Consider the following 19,001-nt stretch of genomic DNA (forward strand, 5'->3'; position numbering starts at 1 on the left):
CTTATTTCTCCATCGGCGTGGCTTCACGCCCGCGCAGCACGATGTCCCAGCGATAACCGAGGGCGTAGGACGGAATGGTTTTTTCCAGATCGAAACTGGCGATCAGGCGTTCCTTGGCCGAGGTGTCCGGCACGCAGTTGTAGATCGGGTCGTACGCCAGCAGCGGATCGCCCGGGAAGTACATTTGCGTGACCAGACGGGTGAGGATGCTCGGCCCGAACAGCGAAAAGTGGATATGCGCCGGGCGCCAGGCGTTGTGGTGGTTGCCCCACGGGTAGGCGCCGGGTTTGATGGTCTGGAACTGATACCAGCCGTCAGCATCGGTGACGGTGCGGCCGGTGCCGGTGAAGTTCGGGTCCAGCGGCGCGTCGTGCAGGTCGCGCTTGTGGTTGTAGCGGCCGGCGGCGTTGGCCTGCCAGATCTCCACGAGAATCCCCGGCACCGGCAGACCGTTTTCATCGAGCACGCGACCGTGAATGATGATGCGTTCGCCCTGTGGCTCGCCCTCATGCTGGGCAGTCAGGTCGTTGTCGGTGTCGCCGACACGCTCGGCGCCGATGGTCGGCCCGGTGATTTCCGACAGCGAGTGCGGCAGAAACACCAACGGCTTCGACGGCGAGCGCAGGTTGGTGGATTGATACGTCGGGTGCAGGTACTCAGGCTGAGTGCCTTCCTGCGGACGACGGTAACCAGGCTTGTCAGACATGTTGCTTTCCTCTGTTCTTTTTCGTCACGGCTTGCGTCAGACGCGTTCGATGGCCAGGGCCAGACCTTGGCCGACACCGACGCACATGGTCGCCAGACCTTTCTTGCCACCGGTCTTTTCCAGCTGATGCAGCGCGGTCAACACCAAACGCGCGCCGCTCATGCCCAGCGGGTGACCCAAGGCAATGGCGCCACCGTTCGGGTTGACCTGCGCGGCGTCATCCGCCAGGCCCAGTTCACGCAGCACCGCCAAACCCTGGCTGGCAAACGCTTCGTTGAGTTCGATCACGTCGAAATCGCTGACGGCTACGCCAAGGCGCTCGATCAATTTGCGTACCGCCGGCACCGGGCCGATGCCCATCACCCGAGGTGCGACTCCGGCGCTGGCCATGCCGAGCACTTTGGCGCGGGCGGTCAGACCGTGTTTTTTCACCGCTTCGGCAGAAGCCAGAATCAGCGCGGCGGCACCGTCGTTGACGCCGGAGGCATTGCCGGCGGTGACGGTTTTGTCCGGGCCGTTGACCGGCTTCAATTTTGTCAGCGCTTCAATCGTGGTGTCGGCGCGCGGATGCTCGTCCTGGCTGACCACGGTTTCGCCCTTCTTGTGCGCGATCCGTACTTCGACGATTTCTTCAGCGAAGTAGCCGGCAGCCTGCGCGGCGTCGGTGCGTTGCTGACTGCGCAGGGCAAACGCATCTTGGTCTTCGCGCGAGACTTTATAGTCGTCGGCAACGTTGTCAGCGGTCTGCGGCATCGCATCGACGCCATACTGCGCCTTCATCAACGGGTTGATGAAACGCCAGCCGATGGTGGTGTCTTCCAGTTTCATGTTGCGCGAAAACGCCGCGTCAGCCTTGCCCATCACGAACGGCGCGCGCGACATCGACTCGACACCCCCGGCAATCGCCAGCTCCATCTCGCCGCTGGCAATCGCACGGAACGCGGTGCCGATCGCGTCCATGCCCGAAGCGCAAAGGCGATTGAGGGTCACACCCGGCACCGTCTCCGGCAGGCCGGCCAGCAACAGCGCCATGCGCGCGACGTTGCGGTTGTCTTCGCCGGCCTGGTTGGCGCAGCCGAGGAAGACTTCGTCGATGGCGTTCCAGTCCACGGAGGGATTGCGTTCCATCAGGGCCTTGATCGGCACGGCGGCCAGGTCATCGGCGCGAACGGCGGACAGTCCGCCGCCAAAACGGCCGATCGGGGTGCGAATCGCGTCGCAGATATAAACGTCACGCATCATGCTTCTCCCGGTGCCTGGCCGTGGGCGGCGGCGGTGCGCGCTTCGAGGTCGCGCAGTGCGGTCAGTTCGACGTCGGTCGGCTCCGCGGTGGTTTCGACGTTGTCAGCAAAACGAATCGCCCAACCGGTGGCCGCCACCACTTGCTCGCGGGTCACGCCCGGGTGCAGTGCGCTGACCACAAATTCATGGGTGCCCGCTTCCGGTTCCATGATGCACAGGTCGGTGATGATCCCGACCGGCCCGGCGCCCGGCAGGCCCAGACGTTTGCGCGAATCGCCGCCCTCGCCGTGACCGACCGAGGTGATGAAATCGAGCTTGTCGACAAACGAGCGCGCCGACTGTTTAAGGATGATCAACACGCTTTTCGCCGAACCGGCAATCTCCGGCGCGCCACCGGCACCCGGCAGACGGACTTTCGGCGAGAAGTAATCGCCGACCACAGTGGTGTTGATGTTGCCGAAACGGTCGACCTGCGCGGCGCCGAGAAAACCGACGTCGATGCGCCCGCCCTGCAGCCAATAGCGAAAAATCTCACCGGTGGGTACCACGGTGTCAGCGGTTTCCGCCAGTTCGCCGTCACCGATGGACAGCGGCAGCACGCTCGGCTTGGCGCCAATCGGGCCCGATTCGTAGATCAGCACCACGTCGGGCGATGAGGTCAAGCGCGCGAGGTTGGCGGCTTTCGACGGCAGGCCGATGCCGACGAAGCACACCGAGCCGTTCTTCAGGCGACGGGCCGCGGCGACGGTCATCATTTCATTGGTGGTGTAAGTCATTACTTGGCCTCCGAAGCAGCGGCCAACTTGGCCTGGAACTCGCTGAAGTCAGCGCAGCCATGGATGTATTCGTTGATCCACGCGGTAAACGTCTGACGGTCGCGGGCGATCGGATCCCACGCCTGATAGAAACGATTGTCGCGCTCGTTGTAACCATGGGCGTAGGACGGATGCGCGCCACCGGGCACGTGGCAGACCGCGCTCAAGGCCCAGGTCGGCAACACGCAGGAGTTCATCGGTGCGTTGAGGTTATCGACGATTTCTTCGACGGTGACGATGCAGCGCTTGGCGGCCAGTGCGGCTTCTTTCTGCACACCGAGGATGCCCCACAGCAGCACGTTGCCCTGGCGGTCGGCTTTCTGTGCGTGGATCACGGTGACGTCCGGACGCACCGACGGTACGGCCGCCAACACTTCACCGGTGAACGGGCAGGTCACGGTTTTGATCAGCGGATTGACCTTCGGCAGGTCAGAACCGGCGTAGGCGCGCAGCACCGCGAACGGCAGGCCGGATGCGCCGGCGACGTAGGCATTGGCGAGGTCGGCGTGGCTGTGTTCTTCGATTTCCAGCGCGTGCGGCCACTGTTTCTCGACCGCGTCGCGCAGACGGTGCAGCGAACCCACGCCCGGGTTACCGCCCCAGGAGAAGATCAGTTTGCGTGCACAACCGGCACCGATCAGCTGGTCGTAGATCAGGTCGGGCGTCATCCGCACCAGCGTCAGATCTTTCTTGCCCTGACGAATGATTTCATGACCTGCGGCCGTAGGGATCAGGTGAGTGAAGCCTTCGAGCGCGACGGTGTCGCCGTCGTTGACGAATTGCTTCACCGCGTCGTGCAGCGAAAGGATCTCAGCCATGGAGCGGGCTCCCGTTTTTGTAATGAATCGCCAGTGATAAAAAGGCGCGAGGTTCAGCGCCGGAGTCACTGAAGATTAAGCCTGGGAAATGTGCCAAACAATCCGATAATCGACTGAGTGTTCGTTTATCGAACAGATTGTTATTTCCCTAACAATCAAGATCAAAGGCTTCGCCAGCAAGGCCGCTCCCACATTTTGAAATGCATTCCAATGTGGGAGCGAGCTTGCTCGCGAAGGGGCCAGAACATTCAAAGAAAATTCTGACAGTAGTACTCAAGTCGCATCCGCATGGCTGACCATACCTTTGATCAGCACCGCCGTGGTGGCCAACGCCGCCGGAATCACCAACGCCGTCAGCACCTGCTCGAAATTCCAGCCAAGCCCCAGCAACGTCGCGCCCATCCACGCCCCGAGAATCGCGCCGAAGCGACCAATTCCCAACATCCACGACACGCCGGTCGCCCGCCCCTGCGTCGGATAAAACCGCGCCGCCAGTGATGGCATCGCCGATTGCGCGCCGTTGACGCACATCCCCGCGACCAGTACCAAAGTCGCCAACAAGGTGATGTTGCCCAGGCTCTGCCCCACCGCGTAGGCAAACACCCCGGCCAGCAGGTAGAACGAGCCGATGACCTTGTGCGGATTGAAGCGATCCATTGCCCACCCTACCGCGACCGCACTCAACACCCCGCCGAACTGGAACAACGCACCAATGAACGCGGCTTGTTCCATGCTCGCGCCACTGTCGCGCATCAGCGTCGGCAGCCAACTGGTCAGCAGATAAACAATCACCAGGCCCATGAAATAAGTCAGCCAGAGCAGCAAAGTGCCGGTGCTGTAGGTGCCAGAGAAGATCACTGCGAACACATTGCGCGCCTTGACGGTTTTCTGTTCCGGCACGCTGAAGCTGGAGGCCTGAGCGACAGTGACCGGATCAATCGGCGCCAGAGTCTTGCGAATTTTGTCAGTGCCACGGTTACGCACGACCAGATAGCGCGCCGATTCCGGCAGCCAGAACAGCAGCACCACGGCGAGGATCAACGGCAGAATCCCGCCGATCATCAGCAGACTGTGCCAGCCGAACGCCGGAATCAGCTTGGCGGAAATAAACCCGCCGCCGGCCATGCCGAGGTTGAAACCGCAGAACATGCTGGTCACCAACAGCGATTTCTTGCGCTCCGGGGTGTATTCCGAGAGCAGCGTGGTGGCATTGGGCATCCCCGCGCCCAGACCCAGGCCAGTCAAGAATCGCAGTACCAGCAGTTGTTCAACGTTAGAGCTGTAGGCCGACGCCAGACTGAACGCACCGAACAAAACCACGGCGCCGACGAGGACGACTTTTCGCCCGAAGCGGTCAGCCAAAGGGCCGGAACCGAGTGCACCGAAAACCATGCCGATCAACGCGGCGCTCATCACCGGGCCAAGGCTGGCGCGGTCGATGCCCCAGTCCTGCGACAGCGCCGGGGCAATGAAACCCATCGCAGCGGTGTCGAGGCCATCGAGGAATACGATCAGGAAACACAGAATCACCACCCGCCACTGATAGCGCGAGATCGGTTGGGCATTGATGAAGGTCTGCACGTCGAGGCATTGACCTACAGCGGACTGAGGCTGGTTCATTATTTTTATTCCACGCAAAAAACGCAGTCGAACGGCGACCGGCCACAGCGCGGCACGGTCACAAGAATAGAAGGTCTGGATCAGGCGTTGCGGTGAACCCGGCAACAGGGGATGGGGCTGAGACAGTCGGGGAGCGTGCGCATGGTGAGTTGCCTCTTGTCATTATTATGGGAGTCAAACATCCGGCGGGCTCATTCACAATCTGCGCCGGATGACGCTGCCGCGACATTAATGATCCGGGGGTTTTAGCGTCAATTCGATAAACGCAACACTGTGCGTTTATCGAACAGCTTCATCAGGCGAACAGTTGCGCACTGAGGTCGCGGCTGGCGCTGAGCAGGCCCGGCAGGAAGCGCTGCTCAAGCTCGGTGCGGCTGACACGACCGGCGTGGGTGCTGACGTTGAGCGCCGCGACCACTTGGCCCGAGGCGTCATAGACCGGCACGGCAATCGAGCGCAGGCCCTGTTCCAGTTCCTGATCGACAATGCACCAGCCCTGCTGCCGCACTTCTTGCAGGCATTCGAGCAACGCCTCGGGGGTGTGAATCGTGCGGCTGGTCTTGGCCACCAGTTCCGCGTGGTCGAGGTATTCACCCAGCGACGTATCGTCGAGCGCCGCCAGCAGGATGCGCCCCATCGACGTGCAATAGGCCGGCAGGCGTCCGCCCACCGACAGGTCCACCGAAATCAACCGCTGTGTGGTCGCCGAGCGAGCGATATAGAGTATGTCGTCACCCTCGAGCGTGGCCATGTTGCAGGCTTCGTGCAGTTGCTCACTCATGCGGTCCAGGTAGGGCTGGGCGGAAACGGCCAGCGGCGTCGACGACAGATAAGCGTGGCCGAGGGTCAGCACTTTCGGCAGCAATGAATAGGTGCGGCCGTCGGTCGTGGCGTAGCCGAGTTTGATCAACGTGTGTAGGCAACGGCGCACGGCAGCGCGGGGAATTTCCGTGCGGTGGCTGATCTGCGCGATGGTCAGGTGCCGTTTGCGCTCCTGGAATGCCTGCACCACCGCCAGACCACGGGCCAGTGAGGTCATGAAATCCGGATCGCCGGTCAGCGCCTGAATCCGCTTGGCCGGCGAGGCGACGATAGGCGGCGCCACGGAGGTGAAGGAGTTGCGCATTTGATCGTTCATTTATTGTCCTTTTATCCGGCACGGATCAACGGCTATACAAACGGCTCGCGGGCAGATGCACAAGCATCCTGCCAGCAACATTGGGCGATTATCGAACGCTCGACCGATTATCGCAATTGCGTCGATGGTTGCCCTTTCCCTCCGTTGCAGACGCGCGTTCAACTTTGCAAGACGGTTTAGTTGATCGACTAAATGGCGCCAAAAACACAACGCGACCAAGTAAACGTTTGCCTGCATTTGAACTACTCATGAAAGTTGCGAGTAACAAAACAATCACACATCCGGAACCGTTTTTAACTTGGCAAAGATAGTCATTCCTGAATCGACCGCTATAATGCGTTCAGTGGGACCGCGTTTTTAAACGCTGCGGTCGCCACCTGCTGACGCGATGTCCATCGCCGACAGCCCGGCCAGCGCCTGATGCTCATCATTCATGCAACACCAGCGCTGGCTAAACAGGACCCTGAAGCTGCGTCAGTTTTAATCTGGTGCTGCAGCCGCCTGTAACACGGAAGTCTTGATCGCCCCGCCGATGTCGTCGATGCCTGTTCAGGCGTTGCGCTTGGGTCGGGTTCGTTCAATTGATTCGTTGCAGTGCGTTTCACCAGACATTTATCTCAACTCATACAGGTAGCACTGTGACGAAAGACGAACTGCGCGCGGAACTTGAGCGCCAGGAACAACGTTACAAGGAAGTTTACGGCGGGGAAGTCACCACCTACGCCGCGCAACCCGAACCGGAACGCAAGGCATGGCGCAAACGCCCTACCGTTCAGGATCAGGTCTTCAAGCAAGAAATCGAAAAGATCGAAAAGGAACTCAAAGCCGAAGAGCCGTGAGCCACGGTTTTTGAAGCTTTCGAGGGTTCGCGTCCGCACCGGTTACAAGCGCGGTGTCAGGAGCAAGCCTTGCGCGCCCGCTACCCGCGGGCAGCGGCGATCCCCTGCTCAGCAGGCATCAGGGACGCTTCCTACACGTTTCACAGATATTTCAGACAAGCGTTTGAGCCTTTGTCGCGGCCATAAAAATGGTCGCCAAAAAAGTATTTTTCTATACAAATCAAACAGTTGAAAAACCCTGCGTCACGCTTGGTTTTAATGCGCTGCAACAAATTAAATCGAAGAAGTGTGTAACCGATGAGCAGGTAGGGGATCGATTTCCAGTCTTTTCTGGCATAATCGCGCCCCCTTACGACCGGGTCAGAAAACCTTCATGATCGATTTATTCAGCGGACTGGATGCTTGGGTGCTTGTGAGCCTCTTGCTCGCCCTGACGTTTGTCCTCGCCTTCGAGTTCATCAATGGATTTCATGACACCGCTAACGCGGTAGCCACTGTTATCTACACCAAAGCCATGCCGCCTCACCTGGCGGTGTTCTTTTCCGGTGTGTTCAATTTCCTCGGCGTGCTGCTGGGCGGCGTTGGCGTGGCGTATGCCATTGTCCATTTGCTGCCGGTTGAGCTGCTGATCAATGTGAACACCGGCCATGGTCTGGCGATGGTGTTCTCGTTGCTCGCCGCGGCAATCGCCTGGAACCTGGGCACCTGGTACTTCGGTATCCCGGCTTCCAGCTCGCACACGCTGATCGGTTCGATCCTCGGTGTCGGCCTGGCCAACGCCCTGATCAACGACATTCCGTTGGCCGATGGTGTGAACTGGCAGAAAGCGATCGATATCGGCGCCTCGCTGGTGTTCTCGCCGATGGCCGGCTTCCTGATCGCCGCGCTGATCCTGATCGGCCTGAAGTGGTGGCGTCCGCTGTCGAAGATGCACAAGACACCGGAACAGCGCCGCAAGATCGACGACAAGAAGCATCCGCCGTTCTGGAACCGTCTGGTCCTGGTGATCTCGGCCATGGCCGTGAGCTTCGTGCACGGTTCCAACGATGGCCAGAAAGGCATCGGCCTGATCATGTTGGTGTTAATCGGTATCGTCCCGGCGCAGTTCGTCCTCGACCTGAACAGCACCACCTATCAGATCGAACGCACCCGCGATGCGACCCTGCACCTGAGCCAGTTCTACCAGCGCAATGCCGATTCGCTGGGTGAATTCCTGGCCCTGGGCAAAAGCGTTGAAGGCGACCTGCCGGAGAAATTCCGCTGCAACCCGCAGCAGACCGAACCGACCATCAGCGCCCTGCTGCACACCCTTAAAGGCGTAGCGGACTACCACTCATTGTCGTCGGATAGCCGCATCGAAGTGCGTCGTTACCTGCTCTGCCTGGACGACACCGCGAAGAAGGTTGGCAAGCTGCCTGGCCTGGAAGCCCGTGAAAAGGCTGACCTCGACAAGCTGCGCAAAGACCTGACCACCACCACTGAATACGCGCCGTTCTGGGTGATTCTGGCGGTCGCACTGGCCCTGGGCCTGGGCACCATGGTCGGCTGGAAACGTGTGGTACTGACCATTGGCGAGAAGATCGGCAAGCAAGGCATGACCTATTCCCAGGGCATGTCGGCGCAGATCACCACTGCCAGTTTGATCGGTATGGCCAACATCTTCAGCCTGCCGGTGTCGACCACTCACGTGCTGTCTTCGGGCGTGGCGGGCACCATGGTCGCTAACAAGAGCGGCCTGCAGGGTGGCACGGTGCGCACCATTCTGTTGGCGTGGGTGCTGACCTTGCCGGCAACTGTGGCGCTGTCGGCTGGTTTGTTCTGGCTGGCGTCGAAGGCGCTGGGTAGCTGATAGATAGCGGCACTTGAGAAAGGCGCGATTCGAGAGGATCGCGCCTTTTTTTGTGTTTGGGGGTTGGGATTGGGATTGGGATTGGGGGCATATCCGTTTTTGCGGGTGCTGCCGCTGGCGGTTTCGCTCTTACAGCGACTCACTTTTCCAGACGCCGGAGTGCCGGCCCAGCGAAAAGTAAGCAAAAGGCTTGGCCCCTGGCGTACGGCACTTCGCTGAGGCTCAGTGTTCCCTCGCTACGGTGTCCATCCGGGGGCATCGCCTACGGTTGGCTTCGCTGCACCTCCTCTCGATGTATGCGGCTACGCCGCACGGCGCTGCGCGCCTACCCCCCGGATGAACACCTTCGCTCGGCCTGCCGATAGGGGCTGAAGATCAAAAGCCGGAGCCAGATCAAGAGCAAATGCCAGATCAAGAGCCCCTCACCCTAGCCCTCTCCCGGAGGGAGAGGGGACTGATCGAGGTGTTTGGGGGAGATACGCCGACGTGCGATACCGCGTTGAACTCAGATTTTGAAGCTTTGAAGCAAGAGCCCCTCACCCTAACCCTCTCCCGGAGGGAGAGGGGACTGACCGAGGTGTTTGGGCGAGCTGCACCGACTGGCGATACCGAGTTGAATGCACATTTAGAAAAGCCCACCATCGGCTCCCTCTCCCTCGGGAGAGGGCTGGGGTGAGGGGCAAACCCACCACAAAAACAAAAGCCATGCGCGCCCCGCTTTTCACCACTCAATAGGCCGAGTGTCAGCTCGCCTGCTCTTGATCTTGATCCACGGGCGACGTCGGAAGGCTGAGCGGAGGGATTGATCCGGGGGTGGGAGCGCAGCGACCGTTTGGCGCAGCCAAATGCATCGAGAGGAGGTGCAGCGCAGCAAACCGGAGGCGATGCCCCCGGATCAATCCCGCAGCGAAGGAACCCCGAGCCCCAGCGAGCGGGCCGGACGTAGGAGCAAGCGTTTTTTGCTTACTTTTTTTGGCGTTTGAAAAAAAGTGAGTCGCCGTAAGGGCGAAACCGCCAGTGGCAACACCCGAAAAAACGGATATACACCCAACCCCCCAAGAACATGGTCGGCCCAAAGGCCGCCAAGTCACAAAAAAAAGGGGCAACCGAAGTCGCCCCAAAATGCCTTGCGTGCTCAACAATCCAGAAGAATCACTTCTTGCGCTTATTCGCATCCTTCCAGATAAAAAATCCAAACCCTGCAAAAAACAGAACCATGAGACCTACAGTCAGGACCCCGGCAAACACCACGTTATCGAAAAACATGACTGGCCTCCTGGCCCCTGCTCTGCTGCGATGGGACTAAGTTACCAAACACACAGGCGCACAAATTGACCGGGATCAATACCAGCAACGAAGGGGAGTAAAGGAGGAAAATTAAATGACCTGCATCAACGATGCAGGGGGAGATCAACGCTTTTTCGGCTTGTTTTTCGACTTTTTCCTGGTTTTTCCCAACGGCATTGCCTGCTCGAAGGCCTGACGCACTTCGTTCAGGCGCTTCTCGTTAAGGTCATGCACGCGTTTGGCGCGCTCAGTGCTGAGGTCGATCAGTTTGTCGTCTTGGCTCATAACGTTCAGTACATCGCTTGAGAGATCACAACTGCCGCATCACCGGCAGGACTGCGCCAATAATGCGGCCTGGCGCGAGCGCTGACCAGCCACTGGCGTAACGGTTGTTCAACAATTGATGTACCACTGGCCGGATTTCCCCGCACAATCGGCGCCCTGCACCCAACCCCGAGGATGTCTGCCGTGTCGTTGCATCAGGATCTGCCACCGCTGCTGACCCTGCGTGCCTTTGAGGCCGTGGCGCGGCATTTGAGCTTTATCAAGGCTGCCGATGAATTGTCGGTCACGCAAAGTGCGATCAGCCATCAAGTGCAGAGACTCGAAGCCTTTCTTGACCTGCGCTTGTTTGTACGGCGCACCCGCGCGATTGATCTGACGCCCGCAGGCACAGCGTATTACCGGCAAATCGAACCCGCCCTCAGCGCCATCGCCGCGGCCACCCGGCAACTGCGCGCGGAACAGCCGACCTCGCTGCGCATCGGTCTGCTCGCCTCGTTTGCCACCCTGTGGCTGGCGCCGCGACTGGCTGATTTCAACGCAAAACACCCGCAGATCCACGTCGAACTGTGGCCGGCTGTGCAACTGGCCGATGTCGATGGCGGCGAAGTCGATCTGGCGATCCGCTATGGCAAGGGTGGCTGGCCGAAAGTCCAGGCCCGGCGCTTCATGAGCGAAACCCTGACACCGGTGTGCAGCCCGGCCTTCAAGGCCAGTGGCGTAAAAAACGGGCCGCTGCTGATGGCCAAGTCGCACCAGCCGTTCGAATGGATCGACTGGCAACACCACAGCGGCATCGATCTGACGCATGCCCCGAGTGTCATGCTCCACGACTACAACATCGTCGTTGAGGCCGCCGTCGCCGGTCAGGGCATTGCCATGGGCAGGCAACGCCTGATCGAGCGCCGGCTCAGGGAAGGCGCACTGGTGCCGGCCTTCGACACGCCGCCGCTGGTGGGCGATATCGGTTATTGGCTGGTCACCGCCGAGCACACGCCAAACCCGGCAGTGACCAGTTTCACCCGCTGGCTGGAGGTCACGGCCGACGTATGAGCGATTTCGATTCGTCGGATTAAATCTATCCGTTTGTCGCCCCCGGCGCGCCGCGACATGCTCAAGCCTTCATTCCGGAGGACTTGCCATGACCGACTCTCTCAGCCAACGCGTGCAGCAACTGGGCCTGCGCCTGCCTACTCCAAGCCAGCCGATTGCCAACTACGTCAATCACGTGGTCAGCCAGAATCAATTATTCATTTCCGGGCAGATCCCGCTGCTCGACGGCAAACCGGCGTTCCTCGGCCGACTCGGTGAAGCGCTCAGCGACGACGAAGGCGTGCAAGCCGCAGAGCTGGCGGCCCTGGGTTTGCTGGCCCAGCTCAGTGACGCACTGGGCGATGACCTGACGAAACTGGTGCGGATCATTCGCTTGGGTGTGTTCATCGCCAGCACCGCTGATTTCCAGCGCCAAGGCGTGGTCGCCAACGGCGCCTCGAACCTGTTGGTCAACGCCCTCGGCGACAAAGGCAAACACGTGCGCACCGCCGTCGGTGTGGCGAGCCTGCCGGCTGGTGTGGCGGTGGAAATCGATGCCATTTTCGAGCTGCAACCGTGAACATCGCCGATGTCATGACCCTGCGCAACGCCACGCCCGGCTGCGCGCAGGTCATCCACTTCAACCATGCCGGCGCCTCGCTGCCGAGCCAAGCCACGCTGGATAGCGTGATTGCGCAACTGCAACGCGAAGCACACGAAGGGCCGATGGAGATTGCCGACGGCCAGGTGCAACAACGCGCCCGAATCGCCGCCGCAGCCTTGCTCAACGCCCAGCCTGAGGACATCGCGTTCGCCAGCAGTGGCTCGGCGGCGTGGAGCCAGGCGTTCAATGCGTTGCCGGCCTGGCAACCGGGTGACCGGATACTCGTCGGGCGCCATGAATGGGCCGGCAATCTGGCCTGCATCGCGGAAGCGGTGAAGGCCGGCGCGCGGCTGGAAGTGATTCCTTGCGATAACCACGGCGCGGTCGATCCACGGGCGTTGGCCCAGATGATCGACGCCGATGTGCGCCTGATTGCCCTGACCTGGCTGCCGGCCAATGGTGGCCTGATCAACCCGGCGGCCGAGATCGGCGAGGTTGCGCAGCGCCACGGCATCCCCTACTTCATCGACGCCGGTCAGGCACTGGGGCAGTTGCCCTGCGACGTTCAGGCGTTGCGCTGCGATGTGCTCAAGGGTGCCGGACGCAAATTTCTGCGGGGCCCGCGCGGCACCGCGCTGATGTATATCCGCCCGGCATTTCTGCAGCGTTTGTTGCCGCTGCAACGCGATGTATTGTCGGCGCCGTGGGACGGCCAGCGCTTTGCCTTGCGCCATGACGCCCGACGTTTCGAAACCAGTGAAGTGTCGCTGGCGTTGCTCGCCGGACTGGCCAATGCCCTGGAGGAGCATAACCGGATCGGCGCGGAAGCGATTCGTCGGCGCATCGAACATCTCAGCCGATTGTTGCGCCAGCGCCTGCCAGCGGTTCCCGGGCTGACCTTGCGCGACCTCGGCGCGGCGCACCGACAATCCGCGCTGATCGCCTTCACGCTCGAAGGTTGGGACAGTCTGGCGTTAAAACAGGCGCTGGCCACACGGCGCATCAACATTGGCGCCAACGGCATCGCCTACACCCCGCTGGACATGCACGCCCGAGGGCTGCACAGCATCGCGCGGGTGGCGGTGAGTTATTTCAACACGGAAGAGGAAATCGACGGATTGCTGGCCAATCTGCTGGAACTGGCCGGGCAGCCTCAGATTTCGATATCGACCCACAAGCCCTGACGCGGCTGGTCTTCCATCAGCGGCACCACCGGCACGGTGTTGTCGGCATTGAGTTCGGTGCCGGGCACCGCCAGGTGTTCTTCCGGGTCTTCGTCGGCTTCGCGGCGGCGGCGATCACGCTCCTGTTGGCGACGCTGTTCTTCGCGCGCCAGCAGTCGGTCCTCTTCCGGATCGCGCTTTTGCAGGTCGATCGTGCTTTCGTTGGAGCTTTCCTGCACCGGCACCACCGGAGGAATATCCGGCCGCTGGCGGATCGGATCCTGCTGGGAAGTGATCGGCACAGCGCTCAGGGGGAGCATCGGTGGCAACATATAAGGGGTCTCCTGTCAGCAGGCTATCGGCTTGGGCGATGATGGCTTGAGCCGCCGGTCGCAAACTTGTGACCGGGTTGGCACTCACAGGTGCCCTGCTCCTTGGTAAAACCGACGCATGACCTAATCTTCCCTGTGCAGTTAAAAGCCGGGTGCGACTCCTAATCCTTTGGCCTCGGGCCCTCATTCCGTTAAGATAGCCCGCTTTTTCAAGGTGGGAGTCAGGCAGCATGGCGCAGCAGTATCAACCGGGGCAACGCTGGATCAGTGACAGCGAAGCAGAGCTTGGTTTAGGCACCGTTCTGGCACAGGACGGCCGCTTGTTGACCGTGCTTTACCCGGCCACTGGCGAAACCCGCCAGTACGCGCTACGGAATGCGCCCCTGACCCGCGTGCGGTTCTCGCCGGGTGACAGCATCACCCACTTCGAAGGCTGGAAGATGACCGTGCAGCAAGTCGACGACGTCGACGGGCTGATGGTTTATCACGGTCTCAACGGGCAGAACGAAGCCGTCACCCTGCCGGAAACCCAACTGTCGAACTTCATTCAATTCCGTCTGGCCAGCGACCGTCTGTTCGCCGGGCAGATCGACCCGTTGGCGTGGTTCTCGCTGCGTTACAACACCCTCGAACACACCAGCCGCCAGTTGCAATCGTCGCTCTGGGGCCTGGGTGGCGTTCGCGCTCAGCCAATCGCACACCAATTGCACATCGCCCGCGAAGTCGCCGACCGTATCGCGCCGCGCGTACTGCTGGCGGACGAAGTGGGTCTGGGTAAAACCATCGAAGCCGGTCTGGTGATCCATCGCCAACTGCTCTCGGGCCGCGCCAACCGCGTGCTGATCCTCGTCCCGGAAAACCTCCAGCACCAGTGGCTGGTGGAGATGCGCCGCCGCTTCAACCTGCAGGTCGCGCTGTTCGACGAAGAGCGCTTTATCGAAAGCGATGCCGCCAACCCGTTCGAAGACACCCAACTGGCGCTGGTGGCGCTGGAATGGCTGGTCGACGACGAGAAGGCCCAGGACGCATTGTTCGCCGCCGGTTGGGACTTGCTGGTCGTCGACGAAGCGCACCATTTGGTCTGGCACGAAGAAAAGGCCAGCGCCGAATACTCGCTGGTCGAGCAACTCGCCGAAGTCATCCCCGGCGTGCTGCTGCTCACCGCCACCCCGGAACAACTCGGTCAGGACAGCCACTTCGCCCGTCTGCGCCTGCTCGATCCGAACCGTTTCCATGACCTGGCCGCGTTCCGCGCCGAGAGCGACAACTATCGCCCGGTGGCCGAAGCCGTTCAGGAACTGCTCGACAAAGGCCGTCTCTCGGCCAAAGCGCACAAGACCATTCAGGGTTTCCTCGGCAACGAAGGCGAAGCCCTGCTGACCGCGGTCAACGATGGCGACACCGAGGCCAGCGCGCGCCTCGTGCGCGAATTGCTCGACCGCCACGGCACCGGTCGCGTGCTGTTCCGTAACACCCGCGCCGCCGTGCAAGGGTTCCCGCAGCGCAAACTGCACCCGTACCCGCTGCCGTGCCCGGACGAATACCTCGAACTGCCGCTGGGCGATCACGCCGAGCTGTACCCGGAAGTCAGCTTCCAGGCGCAGCCGGACGCCAGCGAAGAAGAGCGTTGGTGGAAATTCGACCCGCGCGTCGAATGGCTGATCGATCAGCTGAAAATGCTCAAGCGCACCAAAGTGCTGGTGATCTGTGCCCACGCCGAAACCGCGATGGACCTGGAAGACGCCCTGCGCGTGCGTTCCGGCATCCCGGCCACGGTGTTCCACGAAGGCATGAACATCCTTGAGCGTGACCGCGCCGCCGCTTACTTCGCCGACGAAGAATTCGGCGCACAAGTGCTGATCTGCTCGGAAATCGGCAGTGAAGGTCGCAACTTCCAGTTCGCTCATCACCTGGTGCTGTTCGATCTGCCGTCGCACCCGGACTTGCTCGAGCAGCGTATCGGTCGTCTCGACCGGATCGGCCAGAAGCACATCATCGAACTGCACGTGCCGTACCTGGAAACCAGCCCGCAAGAGCGCCTGTTCCAGTGGTACCACGAAGCACTCAACGCGTTCCTCAACACCTGCCCGACCGGCAACGCCTTGCAGCACCAGTTCGGCCCACGCCTGCTGCCGCTGCTCGAAGAAGCCGACGACAGCGAGTGGCAAGCGCTGATCGACGAAGCGCGCACCGAGCGCGAGCGTCTCGAAGCCGAGCTGCACACCGGTCGTGACCGTCTGCTGGAGCTCAACTCCGGTGGTGCTGGCGAAGGTGAAGCGCTGGTCGAGGACATCCTTGAGCAAGACGATCAGTTCGCCCTGCCGATCTACATGGAAACCCTGTTCGACGCGTTCGGCATCGACAGCGAAGACCATTCGGAAAACGCCCTGATCCTCAAGCCGAGCGAGAAGATGCTCGACGCCAGTTTCCCGCTGGGCGACGACGAAGGCGTGACCATCACCTACGACCGCAACCAGGCGCTGTCGCGCGAAGACATGCAGTTCATCACCTGGGAACACCCGATGGTGCAGGGCGGCATGGACCTGGTGCTGTCCGGTTCGATGGGCAACACCGCCGTCGCGCTGATCAAGAACAAGGCGCTGAAGCCGGGCACCGTGCTGCTGGAACTGCTGTATGTCAGCGAAGTGGTGGCGCCGCGTTCGCTGCAACTGGGCCGTTACCTGCCGCCGGCCGCCCTGCGCTGCCTGCTCGATGCCAACGGCAACGACCTGTCGGCTCGCGTCTCGTTTGAAACCTTGAACGATCAACTGGAAAGCGTGCCGCGTGCCAGCGCCAACAAGTTCATCCAGGCCCAGCGTGATCAGCTGACGCCACGGATCAATGCCGGTGAGGACAAGATCGCCCCGCGTCACGCCGAGCGCGTGGCCGAGGCCCGTCGCCGTCTGGCGGCCGACACCGACGAAGAACTGGCGCGCCTGACAGCGTTGCAAGCGGTCAACCCGACCGTGCGTGACAGTGAACTGGTGGCGTTGCGTGAACAGCGCGAGCAGGGTCTGGCGATGCTGGATAAAGCGGCGTTGCGTCTGGAAGCGATTCGGGTGTTGGTGGCGGGCTAAACCGCCCTGCTCCAGTGCTAAAAACAAGAAGGCCCGCAGTGATGCGGGCCTTTTTATTTGCCTGTTATTCATTAGTTGATGCTGATGGCTCCTTCGCGAGCAAGCTCGCTCCCACAGGGATTGTGTTCACGCTGGAGATCCACTGTGGGAGCGAGCTTGCTCGCGAAGACGGCTATGCAGTCGCTACTGCAACTTCTGGCTCAACCACAGCAACCAAACCTTCCTTCATCCGCTGCGCATCGCGCACAAAACACCGCGCCGCCAGAAACAGAAACACCATGGTCAAAAACAGCGCCACCGGAATCAGGTACATCGCATCATGCAGCCCGACCGCCTTGAACGCCTCGGTCATCTGCTCAGCCCCCGCCGACATCATCGCCGTGTGCGCGAAATGGTCGGACAAACCACCGACCACCACCGGCCCCAAACCGCCACCGAGCAAATACAATCCGGCAAAGAACAACGCCATCGCCGTCGCCCGCAAACGCGGTTCGACCACGTCCTGAATCGCCGTGTACACGCAGGTGTAGAAGTTATAGGCAAACAGCCAACCGACACTGAACACCGCGACAAACACACCGATCTCGATACGCCCGGCATGCAGCGCCCACGCCGTGCACAGCGTCGAGATAATCAGGCTGAACGCCGCAAACAACAGCCGCCCATTGGCCACGCGCTGGTGAATCTTGTCGGCAATCCAGCCGCCCAACGTCAAACCCACCAGCCCGGTCACGCCGACAATCACACCCGTGGCCACCGCCGCTTCCTGCAGTGGCATAAGGAAGTAGCGCTGCAGCATCGGCACCAGAAACGAGTTGCAGGCATAGGTGGCGAAGTTGAAGCACAACCCGGCCATCACCAGCCACAGGAAGGTCGGCACCGCGAGAATTCGCCGGATCGGCTTGTCGACCTTCTCCTGGGAAACCTGCACGGTTTCCGCCGCGCCGCGCTTCGGCTCTTTAATGAAGAACATGAAGATCGCCAGGATCAGCCCCGGCACCGCTGCAATGAAGAACGGCGCGCGCCAGCTGTCGAAGGCCTTGACCATCGCACCGATGGTAAAGAACGCCAGCAACAGGCCCAGCGGCAAGCCGAGCATGAAAATGCCCATCGCCCGCGCTCGCCGATGCGCCGGAAACAGATCGCCAATCAGCGAATTGGCCGCCGGTGCGTAACTGGCCTCGCCGATGCCGATGCCCATGCGCACGATCAGAAAGCTCCAGAAACTGCCGACAAGACCGTTGACGGCGGTCAGCGCACTCCACGTCGCCAGGCCCCAGCCCATCAGTTTGCTGCGCGAACCGGTGTCGGCCATCCGCCCTAAAGGCAAGCCGGCAATGGCGTAAACAATGGTGAACGCGGTGCCGACGATCCCCAACTGAAAGTCACTGAGGTGCCACTCCATGCGGATCGGTTCAATGATGATTGCCGGAATGGTGCGGTCGAAGAAGTTGAACAGGTTGGCGAGGAACAGCAGGAACAGAATGCGCCAGGCATTCGCCGCTTGGGTCGAGTTCTGCATGGGTCCGTCTCTTTTATTGTTATAGGGCTTCACTGCCAACGCATCCGAGCCCGGAACCTGCAATCTAGTCAGCCCGTCGGAAGCTGTCTGTGATCATTCGTCTGCCTGATATAGGCTCATGCCACTGTAACGAAACGTAAGCCCTTGATAAGTCTGCAATCCCCGAAAAACCGGGGCTTTTGCCGCAAAATCCTGCCACAAAAAAATACTTTCGCGCCCCCCTTCCCAAGTCCGTGGCGAAGCCTAGAATAGCCGCCGGATCCGTCCGGATCTCCCGATCAATCCCTTTGATACCCCCGTCCATGTCCGAAGCCAGTCCGTGTCTGAATTGCGGTGCCTGCTGTTCCCATTTTCGCGTGTCGTTCTTTTGGGGTGAGTGCGCTTCCTCCGGTGGCACGGTGCCCGATGAACTGGTCACGCAGATCAGTCCCAGTCGCGTGGCGATGAACGGCACCGACTGTAAATCGCCGCGTTGCACGGCGTTGGTCGGCGAAGTCGGCAGCGAAGTGAAGTGCTCGATTTATGAATTGCGCTCCAGCCCCTGCCGCGAATTCGAATCGTCATGGGAAAACGGCGAACAGAATGTCGATTGCGATAAGGCCCGCGCGCGTTTCGGCTTGCCGCCTCTGCAACCGGACTGGGCGCAAATCCCTTTCGAACAGATCGCTTGAGCCT

Annotated in this window: 17 protein-coding genes; 7 read left to right on the forward strand and 10 right to left on the reverse strand. The window is 60.9% G+C overall.

The window, feature by feature from the left end; all coding sequences use genetic code 11:
- Position 1: 1 nt before the first annotated feature.
- From pcaH to pcaR, 6 genes are all read right to left on the reverse strand, one after another.
- Positions 2–706 (reverse strand): protocatechuate 3,4-dioxygenase subunit beta, encoded by a 705-nt coding sequence (gene pcaH, locus A8O26_RS21515; protein ID WP_008080089.1) that lies wholly within the window; start codon positions 704–706, stop codon positions 2–4.
- A gap of 36 nt (positions 707–742) precedes the next feature.
- The gene (gene pcaF, locus A8O26_RS21520; RefSeq protein WP_172828187.1) at positions 743–1,948 is read right to left on the reverse strand and encodes a 3-oxoadipyl-CoA thiolase; all 1,206 of its coding nucleotides are present in this window, start codon (positions 1,946–1,948) and stop codon (positions 743–745) included.
- Positions 1,945–2,724, reverse strand: a complete 780-nt coding sequence (locus A8O26_RS21525; RefSeq protein ID WP_064119760.1) for a CoA-transferase subunit beta — start codon at positions 2,722–2,724, stop codon at positions 1,945–1,947. The genes pcaF and A8O26_RS21525 overlap by 4 nt, the downstream gene beginning before the upstream one ends.
- Positions 2,724–3,581 carry a CoA transferase subunit A gene (locus A8O26_RS21530; protein WP_064119761.1) on the reverse strand — a complete coding sequence of 286 codons (858 nt, stop codon included), beginning with the start codon at positions 3,579–3,581 and terminating at the stop codon, positions 2,724–2,726. The genes A8O26_RS21525 and A8O26_RS21530 overlap by 1 nt, the downstream gene beginning before the upstream one ends.
- Before the next feature lie 273 nt (positions 3,582–3,854).
- On the reverse strand, positions 3,855–5,201 hold the full coding sequence (locus A8O26_RS21535) for an MFS transporter (protein WP_064119762.1): 1,347 nt from the start codon (positions 5,199–5,201) through the stop codon (positions 3,855–3,857).
- A gap of 295 nt (positions 5,202–5,496) precedes the next feature.
- Positions 5,497–6,339, reverse strand: coding sequence for a pca regulon transcriptional regulator PcaR (pcaR, locus tag A8O26_RS21540; RefSeq protein ID WP_008080069.1), 843 nt, complete (start codon positions 6,337–6,339; stop codon positions 5,497–5,499).
- Positions 6,340–6,977: 638 nt separating this feature from the next.
- Between pcaR and A8O26_RS21545 the strand changes: the two genes are divergently transcribed.
- Together A8O26_RS21545 and A8O26_RS21550 are read left to right on the forward strand one after the other, a co-directional pair.
- Positions 6,978–7,178 carry a hypothetical protein gene (locus A8O26_RS21545; protein WP_008080067.1) on the forward strand — a complete coding sequence of 67 codons (201 nt, stop codon included), beginning with the start codon at positions 6,978–6,980 and terminating at the stop codon, positions 7,176–7,178.
- A gap of 373 nt (positions 7,179–7,551) precedes the next feature.
- On the forward strand, positions 7,552–9,027 hold the full coding sequence (locus A8O26_RS21550) for an inorganic phosphate transporter (protein WP_064119763.1): 1,476 nt from the start codon (positions 7,552–7,554) through the stop codon (positions 9,025–9,027).
- Between the two features lie 1,152 nt (positions 9,028–10,179).
- On the opposite strand, the gene ccoM is transcribed toward A8O26_RS21550, so the two are convergent.
- Both ccoM and A8O26_RS29985 read right to left on the reverse strand, forming a co-directional pair.
- On the reverse strand, positions 10,180–10,293 hold the full coding sequence (ccoM, locus tag A8O26_RS30470) for a cytochrome c oxidase subunit CcoM (RefSeq protein WP_003222396.1): 114 nt from the start codon (positions 10,291–10,293) through the stop codon (positions 10,180–10,182).
- 144 nt (positions 10,294–10,437) lie between these two features.
- A complete protein-coding gene (locus A8O26_RS29985) occupies positions 10,438–10,599 on the reverse strand; it encodes a hypothetical protein (protein WP_172828188.1) in 162 nt (53 codons plus the stop codon).
- 183 nt (positions 10,600–10,782) lie between these two features.
- Between A8O26_RS29985 and A8O26_RS21560 the strand changes: the two genes are divergently transcribed.
- From A8O26_RS21560 to A8O26_RS21570, 3 genes are all read left to right on the forward strand, one after another.
- The gene (locus tag A8O26_RS21560) at positions 10,783–11,649 is read left to right on the forward strand and encodes a LysR substrate-binding domain-containing protein (protein ID WP_064119765.1); all 867 of its coding nucleotides are present in this window, start codon (positions 10,783–10,785) and stop codon (positions 11,647–11,649) included.
- An 88-nt stretch (positions 11,650–11,737) separates the two neighbouring features.
- A complete protein-coding gene (locus A8O26_RS21565) occupies positions 11,738–12,208 on the forward strand; it encodes a RidA family protein (RefSeq protein WP_064119766.1) in 471 nt (156 codons plus the stop codon).
- A gap of 14 nt (positions 12,209–12,222) precedes the next feature.
- The gene (locus A8O26_RS21570; RefSeq protein WP_064119806.1) at positions 12,223–13,416 is read left to right on the forward strand and encodes an aminotransferase class V-fold PLP-dependent enzyme; all 1,194 of its coding nucleotides are present in this window, start codon (positions 12,223–12,225) and stop codon (positions 13,414–13,416) included.
- Here A8O26_RS21570 and A8O26_RS21575 read toward each other — a convergent pair.
- Positions 13,386–13,727 carry a hypothetical protein gene (locus A8O26_RS21575; RefSeq protein ID WP_003222394.1) on the reverse strand — a complete coding sequence of 114 codons (342 nt, stop codon included), beginning with the start codon at positions 13,725–13,727 and terminating at the stop codon, positions 13,386–13,388. The genes A8O26_RS21570 and A8O26_RS21575 overlap by 31 nt on opposite strands.
- Positions 13,728–13,957: 230 nt before the next feature.
- Between A8O26_RS21575 and rapA the strand changes: the two genes are divergently transcribed.
- Positions 13,958–16,804 carry an RNA polymerase-associated protein RapA gene (gene rapA, locus A8O26_RS21580; protein WP_064119767.1) on the forward strand — a complete coding sequence of 949 codons (2,847 nt, stop codon included), beginning with the start codon at positions 13,958–13,960 and terminating at the stop codon, positions 16,802–16,804.
- Between the two features lie 172 nt (positions 16,805–16,976).
- Here rapA and A8O26_RS21585 read toward each other — a convergent pair whose 3' ends face one another.
- Positions 16,977–18,326: a spinster family MFS transporter gene (locus tag A8O26_RS21585; protein ID WP_064119768.1), complete on the reverse strand. Its 1,350-nt coding sequence runs from the start codon at positions 18,324–18,326 to the stop codon at positions 16,977–16,979.
- 302 nt (positions 18,327–18,628) lie between these two features.
- Between A8O26_RS21585 and A8O26_RS21595 the strand changes: the two genes are divergently transcribed.
- Positions 18,629–18,997: a YkgJ family cysteine cluster protein gene (locus A8O26_RS21595; protein WP_064119770.1), complete on the forward strand. Its 369-nt coding sequence runs from the start codon at positions 18,629–18,631 to the stop codon at positions 18,995–18,997.
- Positions 18,998–19,001 lie beyond the last annotated feature (4 nt).

Origin of the sequence: Pseudomonas fluorescens, assembly GCF_001648775.1 — a bacterium.
GTDB classification, from domain to species: Bacteria; Pseudomonadota; Gammaproteobacteria; order Pseudomonadales; family Pseudomonadaceae; genus Aquipseudomonas; species Aquipseudomonas fluorescens_M.

Coding starts and splice junctions, on each gene's coding strand:
- pcaH (WP_008080089.1), bottom strand. CDS start 706: ATGTCTGACAAGCCTGGTTACCGTCGTCCGCAGGAAGGCACTCAGCCT.
- pcaF (WP_172828187.1), bottom strand. CDS start 1,948: ATGATGCGTGACGTTTATATCTGCGACGCGATTCGCACCCCGATCGGC.
- A8O26_RS21525 (WP_064119760.1), bottom strand. CDS start 2,724: ATGACTTACACCACCAATGAAATGATGACCGTCGCCGCGGCCCGTCGC.
- A8O26_RS21530 (WP_064119761.1), bottom strand. CDS start 3,581: ATGGCTGAGATCCTTTCGCTGCACGACGCGGTGAAGCAATTCGTCAAC.
- A8O26_RS21535 (WP_064119762.1), bottom strand. CDS start 5,201: ATGAACCAGCCTCAGTCCGCTGTAGGTCAATGCCTCGACGTGCAGACC.
- pcaR (WP_008080069.1), bottom strand. CDS start 6,339: ATGAACGATCAAATGCGCAACTCCTTCACCTCCGTGGCGCCGCCTATC.
- A8O26_RS21550 (WP_064119763.1), top strand. CDS start 7,552: ATGATCGATTTATTCAGCGGACTGGATGCTTGGGTGCTTGTGAGCCTC.
- ccoM (WP_003222396.1), bottom strand. CDS start 10,293: ATGTTTTTCGATAACGTGGTGTTTGCCGGGGTCCTGACTGTAGGTCTC.
- A8O26_RS29985 (WP_172828188.1), bottom strand. CDS start 10,599: ATGAGCCAAGACGACAAACTGATCGACCTCAGCACTGAGCGCGCCAAA.
- A8O26_RS21565 (WP_064119766.1), top strand. CDS start 11,738: ATGACCGACTCTCTCAGCCAACGCGTGCAGCAACTGGGCCTGCGCCTG.
- A8O26_RS21570 (WP_064119806.1), top strand. CDS start 12,223: ATGACCCTGCGCAACGCCACGCCCGGCTGCGCGCAGGTCATCCACTTC.
- A8O26_RS21575 (WP_003222394.1), bottom strand. CDS start 13,727: ATGTTGCCACCGATGCTCCCCCTGAGCGCTGTGCCGATCACTTCCCAG.
- rapA (WP_064119767.1), top strand. CDS start 13,958: ATGGCGCAGCAGTATCAACCGGGGCAACGCTGGATCAGTGACAGCGAA.
- A8O26_RS21585 (WP_064119768.1), bottom strand. CDS start 18,326: ATGCAGAACTCGACCCAAGCGGCGAATGCCTGGCGCATTCTGTTCCTG.
- A8O26_RS21595 (WP_064119770.1), top strand. CDS start 18,629: ATGTCCGAAGCCAGTCCGTGTCTGAATTGCGGTGCCTGCTGTTCCCAT.